This window comes from Pseudomonas sp. PDM20 (genome assembly GCF_014852575.3).
Classification (GTDB): domain Bacteria; phylum Pseudomonadota; class Gammaproteobacteria; order Pseudomonadales; family Pseudomonadaceae; genus Pseudomonas.
Map to the genome: position 1 here is coordinate 4,444,260 of NZ_CM181224.1, position 17,904 is coordinate 4,462,163.

Genomic DNA, 17,904 nt, shown 5'->3' on the forward strand with positions numbered 1-17,904 from the left:
TGGACCGGCTACCGGCCTGCGGCCTCGCGTCGCAGAAAGTCATCCCACTCGTCGGAACGAGAGGTGGTCTCAATTAGACACACATTCCTCTTGATCCTCGGCAAGCTCCCGCCCCTGGCGGGTTATGCCGTACTGGCATTTTGCAAACCGGGCGAACCTTATGGCCCAAACCCATAAGAGTTACGTCCTTATGACAAATTGGTCATTCACAGCCCCGGAACCTTTAGATAGAACTCGGGGTAATCCTTCACCGCAATGGTGTCGGGCGGGGCGCGTCACGCCGGCAATGCGCCCCATTGGCGGAATATTCCGCCCGGCCTCCCTGGGGGGCCAACGGGACATAACAGTCAACAAGTGAGGGCAACACCCTATGAGAAGACTTAAGCGTGATCCGTTGGAAAGAGCCTTTTTGCGTGGTTATCAGCACGGCATTACTGGAAAATCTCGCGACCTCTGTCCGTTTACCCATCCCACTACCCGGCAATCCTGGCTCAACGGCTGGCGTGAGGGCCGCGGCGACAACTGGGATGGTTTGACCGGCGCCGCCGGTATTCAACGAGTGAACCAATTGCAGCACGCAACAGGCTGAATCCAGGGTCACCCACGACTTCCCCAAGCCGCCCCATCCGGGCGGAAAAGGGCGCAAGCCCAAGGGCTCCGAAAGGAGCCCTACTTATTTCCACACCTTGTATCTACGCCTGCTTGGCCGCCGCAATAGCGTCCACCGCCTCGCGGATCAGCGCCGGGCCCTTGTAGATGAACCCCGAATAGATCTGCACCAGGCTCGCACCCGCAGCGATCTTCTCCGCCGCATGCGCGCCTTCGGTGATGCCGCCGGCGGCGATGATCGGCAGACGGCCGCCCAGCTCACCAGCCAGCACCTTGACGATATGGGTACTCTTCTCGCGCACCGGAGCGCCCGACAGGCCACCCGCCTCGTTGCCGAACGGCAGGTGCTCGACGCCTTCGCGGCCCAGGGTGGTGTTGGTGGCGATCACCGCGTCCATACCCGACTCGATCAGCGCAGCGGCGACCATCGCGGTCTCCTCATCACTCATGTCCGGCGCAATCTTGATCGCCAGCGGCACCCGGCGGCCGTGCTGCACAGCCAGGTCTTCCTGGCGCAGGCGCAGCGCTTCGAGCAGTTGCTTGAGCGAATCGCCGAACTGCAGGCTGCGCAGACCGGGGGTATTCGGCGAACTGACGTTGACCGTGACATAGCTGGCGTGGGCGTAGACCTTGTCCAGGCAGATCAGGTAGTCATCGACCGCGCGCTCGACCGGGGTGTCGAAGTTCTTGCCGATATTGATGCCCAGCACGCCCTTGTACTTGGCCGCCTTGACCCGTTCGATCAGGTGATCGACGCCGTGGTTGTTGAAGCCCATGCGATTGATGATCGCGGTAGCTTGCGGCAGGCGGAAGATGCGCGGCTTGGGGTTGCCCGGCTGCGGACGCGGGGTGACGGTGCCGATCTCGACGAAACCGAAGCCCAACTGGGCGAAGCCGTCGATGGCATCGCCGTTCTTGTCCAGGCCGGCGGCCAGCCCCACGGGGTTGGCGAACTCCAGCCCCATGACCTTTACTGGCAGGCTTTTGGGTGCTTGCGTCAACAGGCCGTTGAGGCCCAGACGGCCACCCGCGCCGATCAGGTCGATGGACAATTCATGGGAGGTTTCCGGGGAGAGCTTGAACAGGAGCTCGCGGGCCAGGCTGTACATGGTCGGGCATCGGTCGGCAAAATGGGGCGCTATTATAGCCAGCCCGCCCTCGCTCACGCGAGGCGACGCAGCGCCAGCAGCCGCCCGGAATCGTCGAATTCCAGCTCGAAGCTGCCGTGAACTCCGGAGTGAGTGACGAATGGACGCAGGTGATGCGCCGGCAGATTGACCCGCCGACCATCACGACCGGTCACCTGGACCCGATTGGCATGCCCGCGATAGAGCGCTTGCAGCCGGTCCGCCGGCAGGGATATATCCAGCACAACGCAAGCCATGGAGGCCTCCAGCAAGTGAAGGAAAGAATTTTGCCACAACGCATGCGCCCAACAGCGCCAGGGTTTTCTATGCTTAGGGCAATCCGCCGCGCATCGGGCCCGGCGCTTCCTGCACTGACCAGCCGGCCATCGGGAGTCTTGCGTCGTCCATGAGTCAACCACCTCGCCCCCGCAGCGTGACCAGCCGGCTGGCCGCCCTCGCCCAGCGCCTGGGCATCGGCAGCGCCGATGGGCGCAACGTCGCCGAACGCAGTCGGAGCCTGTCCCTGCCCTTCGAACCGCTGCCGGACTGGCCTGCCGGCCTGGGCTGGCATTCCGGCGCGCCGCTCTACCGGCTGATCGACCTGCCGCGTGGCGCGCTGTCCGGGCCGGTGCAGGAAGACAAGGCGCGCATCCATAGCGTTCTCAAGCGCCTGGTGGCCTGCCACCGCGAAGAGCATCCCGCCGTCGATATTCGAAGCATCGATGGTCTCTGCTGCCGCAGCCTGCTCGACAGCCCCCTGGCGGGGCTCGAAGAGCTTTCCAACTGCGAGCAGTGCCGCAAGGTGCGGATCATCAGCTACAACGACTTCACCAAGGTGCTGGGCGTGGCCCTGCCCGGCTTCGAGCGCAAGGCACCTCTGCAATTGCGCAGCGCAGGCTGGCACGGCGCGCGGTTGTTCTGGGACGACGACAATCACCCCTGCGAACTGGCCAATGCGGTGGTCTACGCCCGCCGCCGTGGGCTGGAGATCATCCTGCCCGCGAGCATCCAGCGCTTCGAACTGCAAGTCACGGTACTGGATGAGCTGGAGCGCGACTTCCACATCCTGGCCATGCCGGCCAAGGCCTGGAGCGACGCGTCGTTCATGGAGCTGTTGCTGGAGACCGGCATGCCCTATGCCCGTTTCGGCCTGTTCAACTCGGAAACCCCGGAGAGCCTGCTGCTGCCTCGGGACCATCCGCAGTCCGATGCCTTCGGCCAGGGACTGCGGGAGGCCGGCGCGCCGGATGTGGTCGCCTACCTGCGCCGCGCTGGCAAGGCGGCCTGACCCGCAGCGTCACTCCCCGAGCGCATCCTCACCGAGCTGGCGCTCTTCCTCGTCCAGGCTTTCCAGCACCTCATGATGCCGGGCTCGCCACTCTTCCAGGCTGAGCCCCAGGGTCGCCAGCAGTTGCGGATTGCTCTTCACCAGGTAGACCGCCGCGCGCTGGGCGGAGTCCTCCACCTTCCAGTCCACCTCGTCCGAATCGATCGGTCCTTCATAGGTGATCCAGCGGGCGAAGTCCGGGTACACGCTGCAGACCTTCTGGAAATCCAGGTCACGCATGCGCTGGTTGCCGTACTCGATGTTCTCCACATCCTTGGCCTTCATGCCGACCGTCTCGGCGAAGGCGCGGCGCGACAGTCCGGTCAACGAGCGAAGCGCCCGTAGTCTTTCTCCCGCAGTAAACAGGAAACGTTTCTTCATCATGCGTCATCCATCTCCGAGACTGCCAAAGCCCGGAAAAACACCCTAACAATTAGGATAAATTCGCGATCCAGGCCGTAGCGGAGGCCGTGGATCAAAGCGACGGGATGGTGCGGGGCACAGCATGAACGATGAAAGCGGATTCAGCCCTGACCTGCTCGCAGGTGGCTATTACGTGACGCCTCAGCGCTTTGCGGAGCTGGTCGGTCTCAAAGATCGTCCCGCCATTGTGCAAGGCTGGATCGATGAGGGGGCGATACCGACACGCCGCCTGCGCGGCCAGGTTCTCGTCGACCTGGGCGCCCTGCTGCTGATGACCCAGCCGGATCAGGCCTGATCCGATTCCTGGGCGGCCTGCAGCGCCGGTACGGCGGGAATGCCGATGTCCACGCAGAGTGCCAGGACGCGCTCCAGGTCATTGCGGTAGACCAGCACGCACTGCAGTTCGGTATCCAGCGGCTCGCTGAAGTCCACGAGCACGTAGCCGCCTTTTTCCGGGTAGAGCGCGCCGAGCTGGGTCTGGATGCGGTTCAGCGCGGCCAGCGGCTCGGTCTTGCGCAGTTGCTTGGCCTGCAGCACAAAGCTCACGCTCGGGTCGAAGGAAGCGCGGATCTCGCCGAACAGCTCTTCAAAGCTGTCGCCCATGAACAGCACGATTTCCGGCAGGCTGCCCACCACCACCCACTCACCCAGCGGGATGGGGAAGTCCTCGTCGTAGTTGATGTCCGGATTGGCGGCGAGGAAGGCCGCCGGATCGGCGTAGGCCTGCGAAGCTTCGTCGGCGATCTGCTGGATCTCCTCTTCGCCCAGGCAGCCGGAGCTGATCAGCGTAAGAAGTTCGGCAAGTTGCGCTTTCATGGGGAGGTCCTGCAGAGAGATGAACAGCCGGAAAGGATATCCGTATTCGCTGTAAAACGCCGCAGCCGGGAACTTTCTGTCAGAAAAAGGCGTCCGAAGTCACCAGAAACGATACCCACTATTGAACGGGATGATTTCTGCTCGCTTCGAGCGGTTGATAGCCTGACAACCATCCCGAACCAGCCTGCGTGTGAAAACCATGAACCGTGCCCTCGCCCTTCTCTCCATGACCCTGCCTTTGTGGCTGGTGGGCTGCGCCAGCCAGCCGGCGCCGCAGCAAGAGCCCTACAGCGATGAGCAAGTGAAGTCCTTCGCGCTGAAGATGCTGGGTGCCAGCAACCTGTCCGACGAGCTGTACGCCAAGTACCGTCGGGCACTGACCGAGCCGCACGAGGATGGGCGGAGCGGGAGCTGATCCTGCTGGTTGTCGCTGTTATCCGCTCCGTTCCTACAGAAACGGAGCTTCTCCGCGAAGCCATCGCGGCGGAATGCGCTCCTCCTCTGGAATTCTGAAGTCCTACGTGCCTACTGATTGGCACGCTCTTACCTTGATGTTCGCGAGCAAGCTGCGTCCTGCCGCTGCCACCGGTGGGTGCTTTCGTAGGATGGGTGGAGCCTAGGCGATACCCATGCTGTCGGTGCGCCGGGATCGATGGGTATCGCTACGCTCCACGCCATCCTACGGTGGCGCTCCATCGTGATGCTGGTGCGGGGCACGGCATGGCCCGCTCCAGCAGGATTCCCCTCATAGCCGAAAAAAAGCCCCGCACGAGGCGGGGCTGGAGCATGAAAAGGCTTTAAAGGCGTTGAGTGTCAGACCGGGCAGGAGCCCTGCTGGTTGCTCTGCGCCAGGTCGAGCAGCTCGCGGTTGGCCACGGCGTACATGGCGTAGTCGGTGCTGGTGGAAGCCCGCAGCTCGACGAGCATGGCGCGCCAGCGGGCCACCATCGGGGCGTGCTGGTCCAGCCAGAGCGCCACGCGCGCATCGATCTCCGCCGGGCCGTCCTGCATCTGCAGCACGGAGACGGTGATCGCCCGCTGCTGCCAGTCCAGGTCGTCGCGGAAGGCTTCGCGGGCCAGCGCCTGCCAGTTGTTCTCCACCGGCAGGGAGCTGATCTGCTGCAGGTACCAGGTCAGCTCCAGCTCGCTGCCCAGGGCGAAGTAGGCGCGCGCCACGTCGGCCGGGTCGCGGCCGGTGACGTCCGCCGCTTCGATGATCGGCAGCAGGGTGTAGAGGTGGCTGGTACCGGCGACCATGCGCGCCAGCAACTCGGGCACGCCAGCGTCGACGTAAGCCTGGTAGCGTGCCTGCCACAGCTCGCGGGTCGGGCCTTCGAGCAATTCGTTGAGTTTCAGGCCCAGGGCGGCGATACGCGGGCCGAAGTGCGCGACGTCGCGGGCGGCGTCCTGCTCGTTGCGACGGCTGCGCAGGAACCAGCGGGTCGCGCGGCGGCCCAGGCGCATCAGTTCGTCCATCAGGGTCAGCTGCACTTCCGCTGGCACCTGATAATCCAGCGCCTCGATCTGGCGGAACCAGTGCGGCAGATGGAAGACATCACGCACGATCACGTAGGCACCTGCGACGTTCGCCGGCGTCATGCCGGTGGACTCCTTCAGGCGCTGCACGAAGGTGATGCCCATGTGGTTGATCAGGTCGTTGGCGATCTGCGTGCTGACGATCTCGCGCTTCAGGCGGTGCTTGCGCATGGCCGGGCCGAAGGTGTCGACCAGGGTCTGCGGGAAGGCCGTCTCCATGTCGCGGGTCAGGTAGTCGTCGTCCGGCACCAGCGAGCCCAGCAGCTGCTCCTTCAGATCGATCTTGCTGTAGGAAATCAGCACGGCCAATTCAGCGCGAGTCAGACCCTGTCCGGCAGCGATACGCTCGGCGAGGCCTTCGTCGGTGGGCAGGAATTCCAGCGCGCGGTCCAGCTTGCCGCGGCCTTCCAGGTCGCTCATCAGGCGCTTGTACTCGGCGATGCGCTCGCGGGCGCGGCGCTCGGCCAGGGACAGCGCCTGGGTCTGCTTGTAGTTGTTGCCCAGCACCAGGTCGGACACCTGGTCGGTCATTTCCGCCAGCAGCTTGTTGCGCTGCTTGCTGGTCATGTCGCCGGCGGTCACCACCTCGTTGAGCAGGATCTTGATGTTCACCTCGTGGTCGGAGCAGTCCACACCACCGGCGTTATCGATAAAGTCGGTGTTGCAGGCGCCGCCATTGAGGCCGAACTCGACCCGCGCCAGCTGCGTCATGCCGAGGTTGCCGCCCTCGCCCACCACTTTCACGCGCAGGTCGCGGCCGTCCACGCGCAGGCCGTCGTTGGCCTTGTCGCCGACGTCGGCATGGGTTTCATCGCTGGACTTCACGTAGGTGCCGATGCCGCCGTTCCACAGCAGGTCCACCGGCGCCTTGAGCAGCGCGTGGATCAGCTCGGTAGGGGTCAGGCGCTCGGCGTCGATGTCGAAGCGTGCGCGCACTTCCGGGGTCAGGGTGATGCTCTTGGCGCTGCGCAGGAAGATGCCGCCACCGGCGGAGATCAGCGAGGCGTCGTAGTCGGCCCAGCTGGAGCGTGGCAGGTTGAACAGGCGCTGGCGCTCGGCAAAGCTCGCCGCCGCATCCGGGTTGGGGTCGAGGAAGATGTGCATGTGGTTGAACGCAGCAACCATCTGCAGCTTGTCCGACATCAGCAGACCGTTGCCGAACACGTCGCCGGCCATGTCGCCAATACCGATGACGGTCACGTTGTCCTTCTGCACGTCGATGCCGCGCTCGCGGAAGTGGCGCTGCACCGAGACCCAGCCGCCACGGGCGGTGATGCCCATGCCCTTGTGGTCGTAGCCGGCGGAGCCGCCGGAGGCGAAGGCGTCGCCGAGCCAGAAGTTGTAGTCGGCGGAGATGCCGTTGGCGATGTCGGAGAAGGTCGCGGTGCCCTTGTCCGCCGCCACCACCAGGTAGGGATCGTCCGGGTCGTGGCGCACCACGTTGGCCGGCGGCACGATCTGGCCTTCCTTGATGTTGTCGGTGATGTCCAGCAGCCCGGAGATGAAGATGCGGTAGCAGGCGATGGCCTCGGCCTGGATTTCATCGCGGCTGCCGCCAACCGGCAGGCGCCGCGGGATGAAGCCGCCCTTGGCGCCGGTGGGCACGATCACCGCGTTCTTCACCTGCTGCGCCTTCACCAGGCCCAGCACTTCGGTGCGGAAGTCTTCCTCGCGATCGGACCAGCGCAGGCCGCCACGGGCCACGTCGCCGAAGCGCAGGTGCACGCCCTCCACGCGCGGGCAGTAGACGAAGATTTCGAACTTCGGCGTCGGCCGCGGGATTTCCGGGATGGCCTTGGGATTGAACTTGAAGCTGAAGTAGCTCTTGTTCTGCCCGGCGGCGTCCGGCTGGTAGAAGTTGGTGCGCAGGGTGGCCTTGATCAGGTCGAGGTAGCGCCGCAGGATGCGGTCCTCGTTGAGCACCTGGACATCGTCCAGGGCGGTGAGGATGGCCTGCTCCAGCTTCTGCTGCTTGTCTTCCAGGTCCTCGGCGGTGAGCTTGCGGGCCAGGTAGAAGCGGGTCTTGAACAGGCGCACCAGTTCGCGGGCGATGTCCACGTGGGCGTTCAGCGCGCTGGCGATATAACCCAGGTCGAAGCCCAGGCGAATCTGCTTGAGGTAGCGGGCGTAGGCGCGCAGCAGCGCCACGTCGCGCCACGGCAGGCCGGCGGTCAGCACCAGGCGGTTGAAGGCGTCGTTCTCGGCATCGCCGTTGACGATGTGGACGAAGGCGTCCTGCAGGGTCTCGTTGAGCTCCTGGATGTTGACGTCCAGGCCTTCGGCGTAGGTGAAGGCGAAGTCATGGATCCAGTATTCGCGGCCGTTGGTGTGGCGCAGGCGGTAAGGGAACTCCCCGAGCACGCGCAGGCCGAGGTTCTCCAGGATCGGCAGGACGTCGGACAGCGCCAGCGGCGTGTCGGCGTGGTACAGCTTGCAGTGCAGCTGCTGCTCGCCCTGGGCCAGCGGCTGGTAGAAGCTCATCACCAGCGGGCGGCTTTCGGACAGGCTGGACAGGTGCTGCAGGTCCACCACCGCGAAGTGCGGGGCGAAGCGTTCGCGGTAGCCCGCCGGGAAGCCTTTCGGGAAATCTTCCAGCAGGTTGTTGCCCTGCCCTTCGCCGAAGTTCTCCAGCACCAGCGCGGCGTAGTCGTCCTGCCACGAGCGGCAGGCCTGGATCGCCTCCTGCTCAAGCTGGGCGGCGTCGACGTCGATGCGGTTCTTCGGATCGACGCGCAGGATGAACTGCACGCGGGCCAGGGTGGATTCGGAGAAGAAGGTCCAGAACTCGCAGTCGCTGGCCTTCAGGCGCTCCATCAGCACCTGCTGGATCTTCATCCGCGTTTCGGTGGAATAGATGTCGCGCGGCACATAGGCCAGGCAGTAGGCGAAGCGGCCGTACGGGTCCTTGCGCAGGAACAGGCGGATCTTGTTGCGTTCCTGGATCTGCACGATGGACATGGCGGTGTTGTACAGCTCGTCCACCGGGGTCTGGAACAGGTCGTCGCGCGGCAGCACCTCGAGAATCTGCGCCAGCTCCTTGCCCAGGTGCGCCTTGCTGTCGAAGCCGGAGTTCTTCAGCACCGCAGCGACCTTGCCACGGATGAACGGGATGTCGAACACGCTCTCGGCGTAGACCGCCGAGGTGTACAGGCCGAGGAAGCGGAACTCGCGGACGACCTTGCCCTTGGCGTCGATTTCGCGGATCGAAACGTAGTCCGGGTAGGCCGGACGGTGCACGCGACTGGGCTGCGAGGCCTTGGCGAAGGACAGCAGCACCGGCTCGCGCAGGTAGGCGACCGCGTAATCCTCGATGTGCAGGTCGTCCTTGTTCAGGCCGGCGCGCAGGGTGCGGGTCAGGCCGAGGAAGGCCTTCTCGTCGTACACCAGGTGGCCGCCGTCGGCCTCTTCCTGCACGGTGAATTCTTCATAGCCGAGGAAGGTGAAGTGGTTGTCCAGCAGCCATTCGAGGAAGGCGCGCACCTCGGCGGTCTCTTCCGCGCGGGCCTTCGCCTTGGACTTGCCCAGCCAGGCCAGCAGCTCTTCAGCCTTGGTGCGCATGGCCGGGAAGTCGGCGACGGCCAGGCGGACTTCGCCGAGCACGTCCAGCAGGGCCTTCTCCAGGGTGCGCAGTTCGCCGGCCTGGGAGACACGGTCGATCTCCAGGTACATCAGCGATTCCTGGTGCACGTCCTTGCCGGTGCTGTTCTTCGGCAGGATTTCCAGCAGCTCGCCCTTGGCGTTGCGACGCACGCTGAGCACGTTGGTCTGCAGGGTGTGGATGCTGTAGCCGCGGCGGTTCAGCTCCATGCGCACCGAGTCGACCAGGAACGGCTGGTCGGGGTGCAGCACCTGCACGGCCGTGTGGGTGGACTGCCAGCCGTGCTTTTCGTAATCGGGGTTGTACACCGCCACTTCAGGCTGCGTGGGGTCGAAGCGTTCCAACAGGCGCCAGGAAGACAAGGTGCAGCCGACCAGGTCGGACAACCTGCGCTGGGTCAATTCGTCGAGGGAGATGAAGCCGAAGAACTGCTCGGCGAACAGGGCCACTTGTGGCAGACCCTTGTCGTCGACGTGCTGCGCCAGGGCCGCTTTCAGTTGTTGCTGGAAGTCGGCTTTGCTGGCTGCGGTGAAGAACGCCATGTTGTTACTCCGCTGGGCTCGTTTTGTTGGATTGAGCGTAGTTCGCTTGTGCGTCTTGGTGCGGGTCACGGATGAAGTGCGGGCAGCGTGACCCTCGATGGACCGTCCCGACCGGGCGGTCACCGGTCCGCCGAGCTTATCGGGAGTCGGCTACCGTCCGCTTACGGGGCTGCGACATATTCGTTCAGCCTGCGGCAGCGCTTGGCCGCTGGCACCGGCACGCGTTCAGGGGGGAGATCGGCCGGTGGAAACCGGCGGCCGGGGCGGGGCGGAAACGGGACCGCCGTTGCGGCGGCCCCGATGGATCAGCGGCGCTCCCACTCCGGCGTCTGCAGCAGCAGGCCGTGCTGCCCGGAGTAGGACGCCCGTTCCGGCTGGCTCCAGCCTTCGAGCAGCGCCGGGTCCAGGCGATAGATTTCCACCCCCAGCGGACGGCAGACGCTCAGCGGGTCCTGCGCGTCGGGCCCCCACATCGGCAGCGACAGATCGCCGCCCGGGCAGGTGGACAGCGCACAGAGCACATCGATCTCGGCGAAGAACTCCAGGTAGTCACCCTTCTGCGCCGGACAGGCCTTCATGAAGTACATGTCGTCATGGTTCAGGCCGGTGCACTGGAAGATGTTCAGCACATCGTGCACGTCGAACTCGGTGAGACCATGGGGCAGCACGGCACGGGTGAGGTTGGAGTGGCAGTGGTGATGGAACTCCTCGCCGGTGAGCATCTTGTTGACGTAGGGATCGCAGCGGGTGCCGAGCAGATCGTGCAGACGCCCGCCGTGTTCGTCGATGCCGTAGCTGGCCAGGCTGTCATCGGTAATGGTCAGCAGCGGGCGCAGGAACGGCAGGTTCGACCACAGGCGGTCGTAGGTAGTGACGTGCGCTCCCTGCAGCTGGCGGGTGCGCGCGGCCCACATGCGCTCGCGCGGATCGTTGGCGTTCCACACGTTGAAATCGCCCACCTGCGGGCCGTTCGGCGTGGTCACCCGGAATACGTGGCCGGCCGGGACTTTCCACGCGCGCCCTGTGCGGATCGGCACCTCGAAGCTCTCGACCAGCTCGCGCTGTCCGGCGCTTTCGCGGATGCGCTGATAGAAGTCCTTGTCCACCTGCAGCGCCGAGCCCTTGGTGACCTGGTAGGCAGCGGGATAATTCTTGTACATGGGGTATCTCCTGTTTCACAGAGGCAGGGGCGCGCTGAGCAGATCAAGCAGCGCGGATTCGGAATCGTCGAGGTACTCCGCCATCGCCTCCGCCGCCTCGTGGGGACGGCCGGCGACCAACAGGTCGTGGATATGGCGGTCGCGGGCGAGCCAGGGACGCTGGAAGTTTTCCTCGCTGGGAGCCAGGGAGAACACCAGGCGCATCTGCGCCGCGATATTGGCGAAGAATTCGTCGAGCAGCGGGCTGCGCATCAGCCCGACTATGTGCTGATGAAAGTGCAGGCTGTGGGTGCCGAAGGCCTGCCAGTCCTCCCGATCCTGGGCCAGCTCGGCGCCTTCGATGGCTTCGAGCATGCGGTCGGACTGGTACTCGCGCAGCGGCTTGCTGGTACGGATCGCCTGCAGTTCCAGAGTGCGGCGCACCAGGAAGATGTCGCGCACCTCGGCCAGCCCAAGCCGACGGACCATCACACCTTTATTGCGCACGTAGGTGGCCAGTCCTTCGCGGCCCAACTGGTGCAGGGCCTCGCGAACGGTGTTGCGTGAAGCGTTGTAGGCGAGCACCAGCTCGCTTTCCACCAGCGCCATCCCCGGCAGCAGGCGCCCGCCGATGATGTCCTCGCGCAATTCGTTGGCCACCTGCGCAGCCAGGGACAGGCCAATGGCATTCTTGTCGTTCATGGGAGGCTCCGTATCAGGCCAGCTGGACATCCTTGAGGAAACGCCCCATCCGCTCGCTGCGCTGTTCCAGCAGCTCGCGCGGCGGGCCGGCCTGGACGATGCGGCCGCTCTCCATGAACACCACGCGATCGGAAAGGCGGAAGGCGAAGTTCATCTCGTGGGTGACGATGACCATGGTCATGCCCTCGCGCGCCAGCTCCTCTATCACCGCCAGCACATCGCCGACCAGCTCCGGGTCGAGCGCCGAGGTCGGTTCGTCGAACAGCATCACCGCCGGACGCATGGCCAGGGCGCGGGCGATGGCGACGCGCTGCTGCTGACCACCGGACAGCTGGTGCGGGTACTTGCCGGCGTGATCGAGCATGCCCACCTTGTTCAGCAGGCCCAGGCTGAACTGGCGCAGGTCCAGGTCATCGTGGCCGTGGTGGCGCGGCGCGAGCATCACGTTCTCCAACACGGTCTTGTGCGGGAACAGGTTGAAGCCCTGGAACACCATGCCGACCTGCACGATGCCCTGCATGTGCACCTTGCTGCTCAGCGGCCCATCAGGCTCGCGCGCGCCGCGCAGGAAGGGCGCGCCGCACAAGGTGACCTCTCCCTGGTCGAGGGTTTCCAGGCCATTGAGAGTACGGATCAGCGTGGTCTTGCCCGAGCCGGACGGGCCGATGATCGACACCACCTCGCCCCAGCGCACATCCAGGTCGATGCCCTTGAGCACTTCCAACTCGCCATAGCGCTTGCGCGCGCCGCGCACCTGCAGGGCGAAGGTGCTCTTGCCGGAATCGACCGGGCGGCCTTCCAGCTTCGCCGGCAGCTCGCCGACCACCACCACCCGTGGCACGCGGCGGCTGACATCGAGGTAGTTCTCCAGGCGGCGCAGCAGGTAGCTGAACACGGTCACGATCAGCACGTAGTAGAAGGCCACCGCCAGCATCGTCTCCATCACCAGGAAGTTCTGGGTGTAGAGCTGCTGGCCGACCAGGAGGATCTCCGACAGGGAAATGACGGACACCAGCGAGGTCAGCTTGACGATGGTGATGTACTCGTTGGCCAGCGTCGGCAGTGCCACGCGCAGGGCCTGTGGAATCACGATCAGCCACTGCACGCCGCGGTAACCAATGCCCAGGGCCTTGCCCGCTTCCAGTTGGCCCTTGGCCACCGCCAGCAGGCCGCCGCGGTGGATTTCCGCGATGTACGCGGTTTCACTGATCACCATGGCGATCAGGCCGGCACCGTAGGGATTGGAAAGCAGGTGGCTGGTCGAGGGAAATATCTGCGGCAGGTTGTAGACGAAGATCAGCAGAACCAGCAGCGGCAGGCTGCGGAAGAACCAGATGTAGGCGCCGGACAGGTCACGCAGCCAGCGCCGGGTGGATTGCCGCCCCAGCGCCAGGAGGAAGCCGAAGACGATGCCCAGCAACCAGGTTTCCACGCTCAGCTCCACTACTGTGAGCACCGCGCGCCAGAAGTCTTCGTTCCACAACAGCCCAAGGGCGTAGTGCCAATCGAATTGCATATCCGTACTCCGTATCGCAAGGCCCGCCAGCAGCGGGCCATAAGTCAGCGCGAGAAACTCACAGGCGCCCCTGCAGGGCCGCGGTGACGTCCGCCTCGGAAGGCTCGGCGAGGTTGTACTGCTCCAGCAGCGCGCTGTAGCGCCCGTCGGCCTTCAGGCCCGCCAGGCCGGTGCGCAACTCCTGCAGCAATGCGTCGTTGCCCTTGCGCACAGCCAGCCCGATCACCACCGGATAGATCATCTGCTGCGAACTGATGACCACCCGGCCACTCAGCTTCTCGCTGATGATCTTGGCCACGGCGGCGTTCTCGAACTGCACGTCGACGGCCTTCGACAGCAACGCCTGGGCCGCTTCAGGCGAGGTGGGGTATTCACGCGACTCGATCGGCGCCTGGCCCTTGGCCTGGCAGACCTCGCGAGACACCTTGAGCAGGGCAGGAATCCAGGAGCCGCCCTTGATCGAGCCGACGCGTTTGCCGCACAGGTCCTCGGGGAGCAGCGGGCGGAAGCTGTCGTCGCCGCGCACCATCAGCGAGGCACCGCTCTTCAGGTAGGGCAGGAAATCCACCTGGCGCGTCCGCTCCGGGGTGACATAGAGCGCCGAGGCGACCACGTCGAAACGGCGGGCGTTGACCCCCATCACCAGGTTGGCGAAGCGCGTATCGATGAACTGCGTCTGCACACCCATCTGCTGACCGAGGGCACGCATGAAGCTGGGATCGAAGCCGGCAGGCTGCCCGCCCTCCAGGTAGGCGTAGGGTGGGTAGGTCAGGTCGGAGCCGACGCTCAGGGAGCCGGCGGCGAGGGTGGCACCCGGCTCCGCCGCCAGGGCGGGAAGCGCCGTCAGCAGCGCCAGGGGCAGCAGGGCGCGACGCAGGGATTTCGGCAACCGGACAGAATGAAACTGCGACATCATGATCGTCTCCGCTCGTGGCTGATTGTTCAACAATCTCTAGCCATGGCTTAATCAAATATGATGCCAACTCAAAAATTACGCGGAGATTAGAACGCCTTTTCCGCCGCACTAAGCCGACCTTCTGGGAAACTCAGAAACACCGATCAGCCCGAATGCAACTACTGTTACCGTTCGAATCAGACCGGTTACTCAAGCTTCCTGCACCCATTCGGGGCACTGGGCGCAGTAGCGCTGCACAACCTCCTGGCAGCAGCCGACAACGGCCTCCAGCCACTCCAGGCCGGCGCCGACGCGCCAGCTCGCCACCACCTCCAGTGCGGGCGGCTCACCGTCCAGGGGCAGCGCCTGCACAGCCTCCGCCTCGCCCGCGCTCAACAACGCCGGCGGCATCAGCGCAATGCCATAGCCGTCGAGCAGCAGGCGCTCCATGGCGGCCAGCGAGTTGATGCAGCTGACCCGCGGTGCATCGATGCCGGCGGCGTGCAGCAGGCTGAGCAGATCCTGGTGCGGCCGCGAGTGTCGCGAAAACGTCAGCAGCCGTTCGGCGGCCAGATCGGCCAGGCGCAGGCTGCCAGGCTGCGCACCACCCCGCCGCGCCAGCCAGGCCATGCGCATCCTCAGCAGGCGCACGCTGCGCAGGCTGTCGCTGGCCAGCGGGTCGGTCTGCAGCGCCAGGTCCAGCGTGCCCCGGCGCAATTGCTCCAGCAGGTGGCGCGCGGTGTCCACCTGCAACTCCACTTCCAGGGTGGGAAAGCGCTTCTGCAGTTCCCCCATCAGCGGCGCCAGCCAGCTGTGCACCACGCTGTCGATCACGCCCAGGCGCAAGCGCCCGGCGCCGCCGAGGTCGGCGCTCTGGCGCAACGCCTGGTAGGTCTCGAGCATCTGCTCCGCGTGCGCCAGGGCGGCGCGCCCCTCGGCGGTCAGCGTGGCACCACGGGCATCGCGCAGGAACAGACGCACCCCGAGCTCGGCCTCCAGCGCCGCGATTCGACCGGACACCGCAGCCTGAGTGGTGAACAGTCGCTCGGCGGTCAGGCGGAAGCTGTTCAGCCGGGCAACCCAGATGAAGGTCTCGAGAAACTTGATGTTCATGCTGTCACTCGCAGGCGGGACCCTCAGTGTAATCACGTCGCAGTGGCAGTGATCGGATTCTCTTATCACCCCTGCTCGGAATTAACCGTTGGACGCCCGAGCCGCCGCCTCGGAAAAATTCTTTCCACGACGAGCCACTGCCCACCAACGGAGACGCGGCAATGCCAACCCCACTACTGAACTGCGACATCGGCGAAAGCTTCGGCGCCTGGACCATGGGCCTCGACGCCGAAGTGATGCCCTACATCGACTGCGCCAACATCGCCTGCGGCTTCCACGCCGGCGACCCCGGCACCATGCGCCGCACCGTGGCGCTCGCACTGCGCCATGGAGTGCGCATCGGCGCCCATCCCGGCTACCCGGACCTGCTGGGTTTCGGCCGACGCAGCCTGGATTGCACGCCGGAAGAGATCACTGACCTGCTGCATTACCAGATCGGCGCACTCGATGGCATCTGTCGCGCCCAGGGCACCCGGGTCGGCTACGTCAAACCCCATGGCGCGCTGTACAACGACATGATGCGCAAGCCTCAGCAACTGCGCACCGTCATGGCCGCCGTGAGCCGCTACGACAACAGCCTGCCGCTGATGCTGCTGTCCACCCGCGACAATCGCCCGGCCCAGGCCATGGCCGCAGAGTTCGGCCTGACGCTCTGGTTCGAAGCCTTCGCCGACCGCCGCTACACGGGCGACGGCCACCTCGTGCCAAGGGGAACTCCCGGCGCGGTCCACCACGACCACCAGTTGGTCATCGAGCAAGCCTTGCGCCTGGCCAGTGGAGAAAGCCTGCGCTCCGAGGACGGCCAGACACTGCAACTGACCTGCGACACGCTGTGTGTGCACGGCGACAACGCCGCCTCGGTGGAAGCCGTGCAGCAACTGCGCCAGGCCCTCGACATGGGTGCTGAGCGATGAACCCGCGCATCGAGGTTGCCTCGCTGGACAGCTTTACCCTGCGCCTGTTCGAGCACATCGACGCGACCAACATGCCCTGGCTGCTGGCCGCCGCCCAACGCCTGCGCGAGCGTTTCGGCGATGACCTGCTGGAACTGGTCCCTTCCTACACCACCCTGCTGCTGCGACTGTCCCCCGAACGCCTGCAGAGCGGCGAGATCCGCGCACAGTTGCGCCAGGCGCTGGATGGTCTGCGCCCGCTGGACCGCCACAGCAGCCGCGAAGTGGAGATACCGGTGTGGTACCACGGCAGCGTCGGCCCGGACCTCGACCGGCTGGCGCGGCAGTGCCGGATGGAACCGGAGGAACTGATCCGACGCCACAGCGAAGGGCAGTACGACGTCTTCGCCCTCGGTTTCGCGCCGGGCTTCGCCTTCATGGGCATGGTCGACGAGCGCATCGCCTCGCCACGCCTGGCCACTCCCCGACAACGAGTCAGCGCTGGCAGCGTGGGCATCGCCGAACGCCAGACCGCGGTCTACCCGCTGACCTCACCCGGTGGCTGGAACCTGATCGGGCGCACCCCGGCGCAGTTGTTCGATCGCCAGCGCGAAGGCTACAGCCTGCTGCAACCGGGCGACCGGGTGCGCTTCGTGAGCGTCGACCGGGGTGAGTTCCTGCGCCTGGGCGGCGACATCAGCCCGATGGACGACAAGGAGCCAACCGCATGACCACCCTGCAGATAGAAACCTGCCAGCCGCTGGTGCAGCTGCAGGATGGTGGACGCCATGGCGTGCGGCACCTGGGCATTACCGAGGGCGGCGCACTCGACTGGGTTGCGCAGTACTGGGCCAACTGGATGCTCGGCAACGCCCTGGACGCCTGCGCGCTGGAGATCCCCCTTGGCGGCCTGAGCCTGCGCTGCGTCAGTGACGGCACCCTCGCCCTGGCCGGCGCTGACCTGGATGCGCAGCTCGACGACCAGCCTTTCGCCCCCTGGCAGAGCGCCCTGCTGCGCGCCGGCCAGACCCTGCGGCTGCGCCAGCCCCGCCAGGGCAGCCGGGCCTACCTGGCGGTTCCCGGCGGCTTCCTCTGCCGTCATACCCTGGGTAGCGCTGCCACTGTCAGCCGGGAAGGCCTGGGTGGGATCGACGGCCTGGCCAGCCCGCTGCGCGCGGGTGATCTCCTGCAGGCCGCCGCCGGCCACGGCAGCTTGCGGACAGTCCCGGAGGCGCGGCGCCCCAGCTACACCGACAGCCCCGTCCTCGACCTGGTGCTTGGCGCACAGGCCGGCCACTTCAGCGGGCAGAGCCTGTTCGACGCCTTCAACAGCGACTGGCAGCTGGATGTGCGCGCCGACCGCATGGGCATGCGCCTGCTTGGCCCGGAACTGCAGTACCTCGGGCCACCCATGGTGTCCGAAGGCATTCCGCTGGGCGCCGTACAGGTGCCGGCCGACGGCCAGCCGATCATCCTCCTCAACGACCGCCAGACCATCGGCGGCTATCCCCGCCTGGGCGCCATCGCCCCCCACTCTCTCGCGCGTCTGGCGCAATGTGCCCCCGGCCAGACCATACGCCTGCACCCCTGCGAGCACGGTGGAGCTCTGCGCCAGCACCTGCAACTGCTGGAGCAATGGAAAACTTGAGGAGCGATACTGGCGTCGTG

The 17,904-nt window shown here is 65.6% G+C and carries 17 protein-coding genes; 7 read left to right on the forward strand and 10 right to left on the reverse strand.

Annotated features, from left to right (window positions below):
- Positions 1-370: 370 nt before the first annotated feature.
- Positions 371-589 (forward strand): ribosome modulation factor, encoded by a 219-nt coding sequence (gene rmf / locus IB261_RS20240; protein ID WP_081519407.1) that lies wholly within the window; start codon positions 371-373, stop codon positions 587-589.
- A 103-nt stretch (positions 590-692) separates the two neighbouring features.
- On the opposite strand, the gene IB261_RS20245 is transcribed toward rmf, so the two are convergent.
- Positions 693-1,718, reverse strand: a complete 1,026-nt coding sequence (locus IB261_RS20245; RefSeq protein ID WP_192381285.1) for a quinone-dependent dihydroorotate dehydrogenase — start codon at positions 1,716-1,718, stop codon at positions 693-695.
- Between the two features lie 53 nt (positions 1,719-1,771).
- Positions 1,772-1,993: a DUF2835 domain-containing protein gene (locus tag IB261_RS20250; RefSeq protein ID WP_192381284.1), complete on the reverse strand. Its 222-nt coding sequence runs from the start codon at positions 1,991-1,993 to the stop codon at positions 1,772-1,774.
- A 149-nt stretch (positions 1,994-2,142) separates the two neighbouring features.
- Between IB261_RS20250 and IB261_RS20255 the strand changes: the two genes are divergently transcribed.
- Entirely contained in the window at positions 2,143-3,024 is an 882-nt protein-coding gene (locus IB261_RS20255; RefSeq protein WP_192381283.1) for a DUF6685 family protein, read from the forward strand.
- Positions 3,025-3,033: 9 nt separating this feature from the next.
- On the opposite strand, the gene IB261_RS20260 is transcribed toward IB261_RS20255, so the two are convergent.
- Positions 3,034-3,390: a hypothetical protein gene (locus IB261_RS20260; protein ID WP_225605919.1), complete on the reverse strand. Its 357-nt coding sequence runs from the start codon at positions 3,388-3,390 to the stop codon at positions 3,034-3,036.
- 178 nt (positions 3,391-3,568) lie between these two features.
- Here IB261_RS20260 and IB261_RS20265 point away from each other — a divergent pair, with 178 nt between their 5' ends.
- The gene (locus tag IB261_RS20265) at positions 3,569-3,781 is read left to right on the forward strand and encodes a DNA-binding protein (RefSeq protein WP_151187772.1); all 213 of its coding nucleotides are present in this window, start codon (positions 3,569-3,571) and stop codon (positions 3,779-3,781) included.
- Here the strand turns inward: IB261_RS20265 and IB261_RS20270 are convergent.
- On the reverse strand, positions 3,772-4,302 hold the full coding sequence (locus IB261_RS20270; protein ID WP_192224250.1) for a hypothetical protein: 531 nt from the start codon (positions 4,300-4,302) through the stop codon (positions 3,772-3,774). The genes IB261_RS20265 and IB261_RS20270 overlap by 10 nt on opposite strands.
- Positions 4,303-4,501: 199 nt before the next feature.
- On the opposite strand from IB261_RS20270, the gene IB261_RS20275 reads away from it, so the two are divergent.
- A complete protein-coding gene (locus IB261_RS20275; protein WP_081519401.1) occupies positions 4,502-4,717 on the forward strand; it encodes a hypothetical protein in 216 nt (71 codons plus the stop codon).
- Positions 4,718-5,115: 398 nt separating this feature from the next.
- Here IB261_RS20275 and IB261_RS20280 read toward each other — a convergent pair whose 3' ends face one another.
- The 6 genes from IB261_RS20280 to IB261_RS20305 form a co-directional block, all read right to left on the reverse strand.
- On the reverse strand, positions 5,116-9,978 hold the full coding sequence (locus IB261_RS20280) for an NAD-glutamate dehydrogenase (RefSeq protein WP_192381282.1): 4,863 nt from the start codon (positions 9,976-9,978) through the stop codon (positions 5,116-5,118).
- 305 nt (positions 9,979-10,283) lie between these two features.
- Complete coding sequence (locus IB261_RS20285) at positions 10,284-11,138, reverse strand: urea carboxylase-associated family protein (RefSeq protein ID WP_192381281.1); 855 nt, start codon at positions 11,136-11,138, stop codon at positions 10,284-10,286.
- A gap of 15 nt (positions 11,139-11,153) precedes the next feature.
- A complete protein-coding gene (locus IB261_RS20290; protein WP_192381280.1) occupies positions 11,154-11,819 on the reverse strand; it encodes a GntR family transcriptional regulator in 666 nt (221 codons plus the stop codon).
- A gap of 13 nt (positions 11,820-11,832) precedes the next feature.
- Positions 11,833-13,335 (reverse strand): amino acid ABC transporter permease/ATP-binding protein, encoded by a 1,503-nt coding sequence (locus IB261_RS20295; RefSeq protein WP_192381279.1) that lies wholly within the window; start codon positions 13,333-13,335, stop codon positions 11,833-11,835.
- Positions 13,336-13,393: 58 nt separating this feature from the next.
- Positions 13,394-14,248, reverse strand: coding sequence for an ABC transporter substrate-binding protein (locus IB261_RS20300; RefSeq protein WP_192381450.1), 855 nt, complete (start codon positions 14,246-14,248; stop codon positions 13,394-13,396).
- Positions 14,249-14,440: 192 nt separating this feature from the next.
- Complete coding sequence (locus IB261_RS20305; RefSeq protein ID WP_192381278.1) at positions 14,441-15,343, reverse strand: LysR family transcriptional regulator; 903 nt, start codon at positions 15,341-15,343, stop codon at positions 14,441-14,443.
- A gap of 161 nt (positions 15,344-15,504) precedes the next feature.
- Between IB261_RS20305 and IB261_RS20310 the strand changes: the two genes are divergently transcribed.
- The 3 genes from IB261_RS20310 to IB261_RS20320 are packed head-to-tail and all read left to right on the forward strand — an operon-like array spanning position 15,505 to position 17,884.
- Positions 15,505-16,257 (forward strand): 5-oxoprolinase subunit PxpA, encoded by a 753-nt coding sequence (locus IB261_RS20310; RefSeq protein WP_192381277.1) that lies wholly within the window; start codon positions 15,505-15,507, stop codon positions 16,255-16,257.
- Positions 16,254-16,967 carry a 5-oxoprolinase subunit PxpB gene (gene pxpB, locus IB261_RS20315; protein WP_192381276.1) on the forward strand — a complete coding sequence of 238 codons (714 nt, stop codon included), beginning with the start codon at positions 16,254-16,256 and terminating at the stop codon, positions 16,965-16,967. Before IB261_RS20310 ends, pxpB begins: the two co-directional genes overlap by 4 nt.
- A complete protein-coding gene (locus IB261_RS20320) occupies positions 16,964-17,884 on the forward strand; it encodes a 5-oxoprolinase subunit C family protein (protein ID WP_192381275.1) in 921 nt (306 codons plus the stop codon). The genes pxpB and IB261_RS20320 overlap by 4 nt, the downstream gene beginning before the upstream one ends.
- Positions 17,885-17,904: the final 20 nt, after the last annotated feature.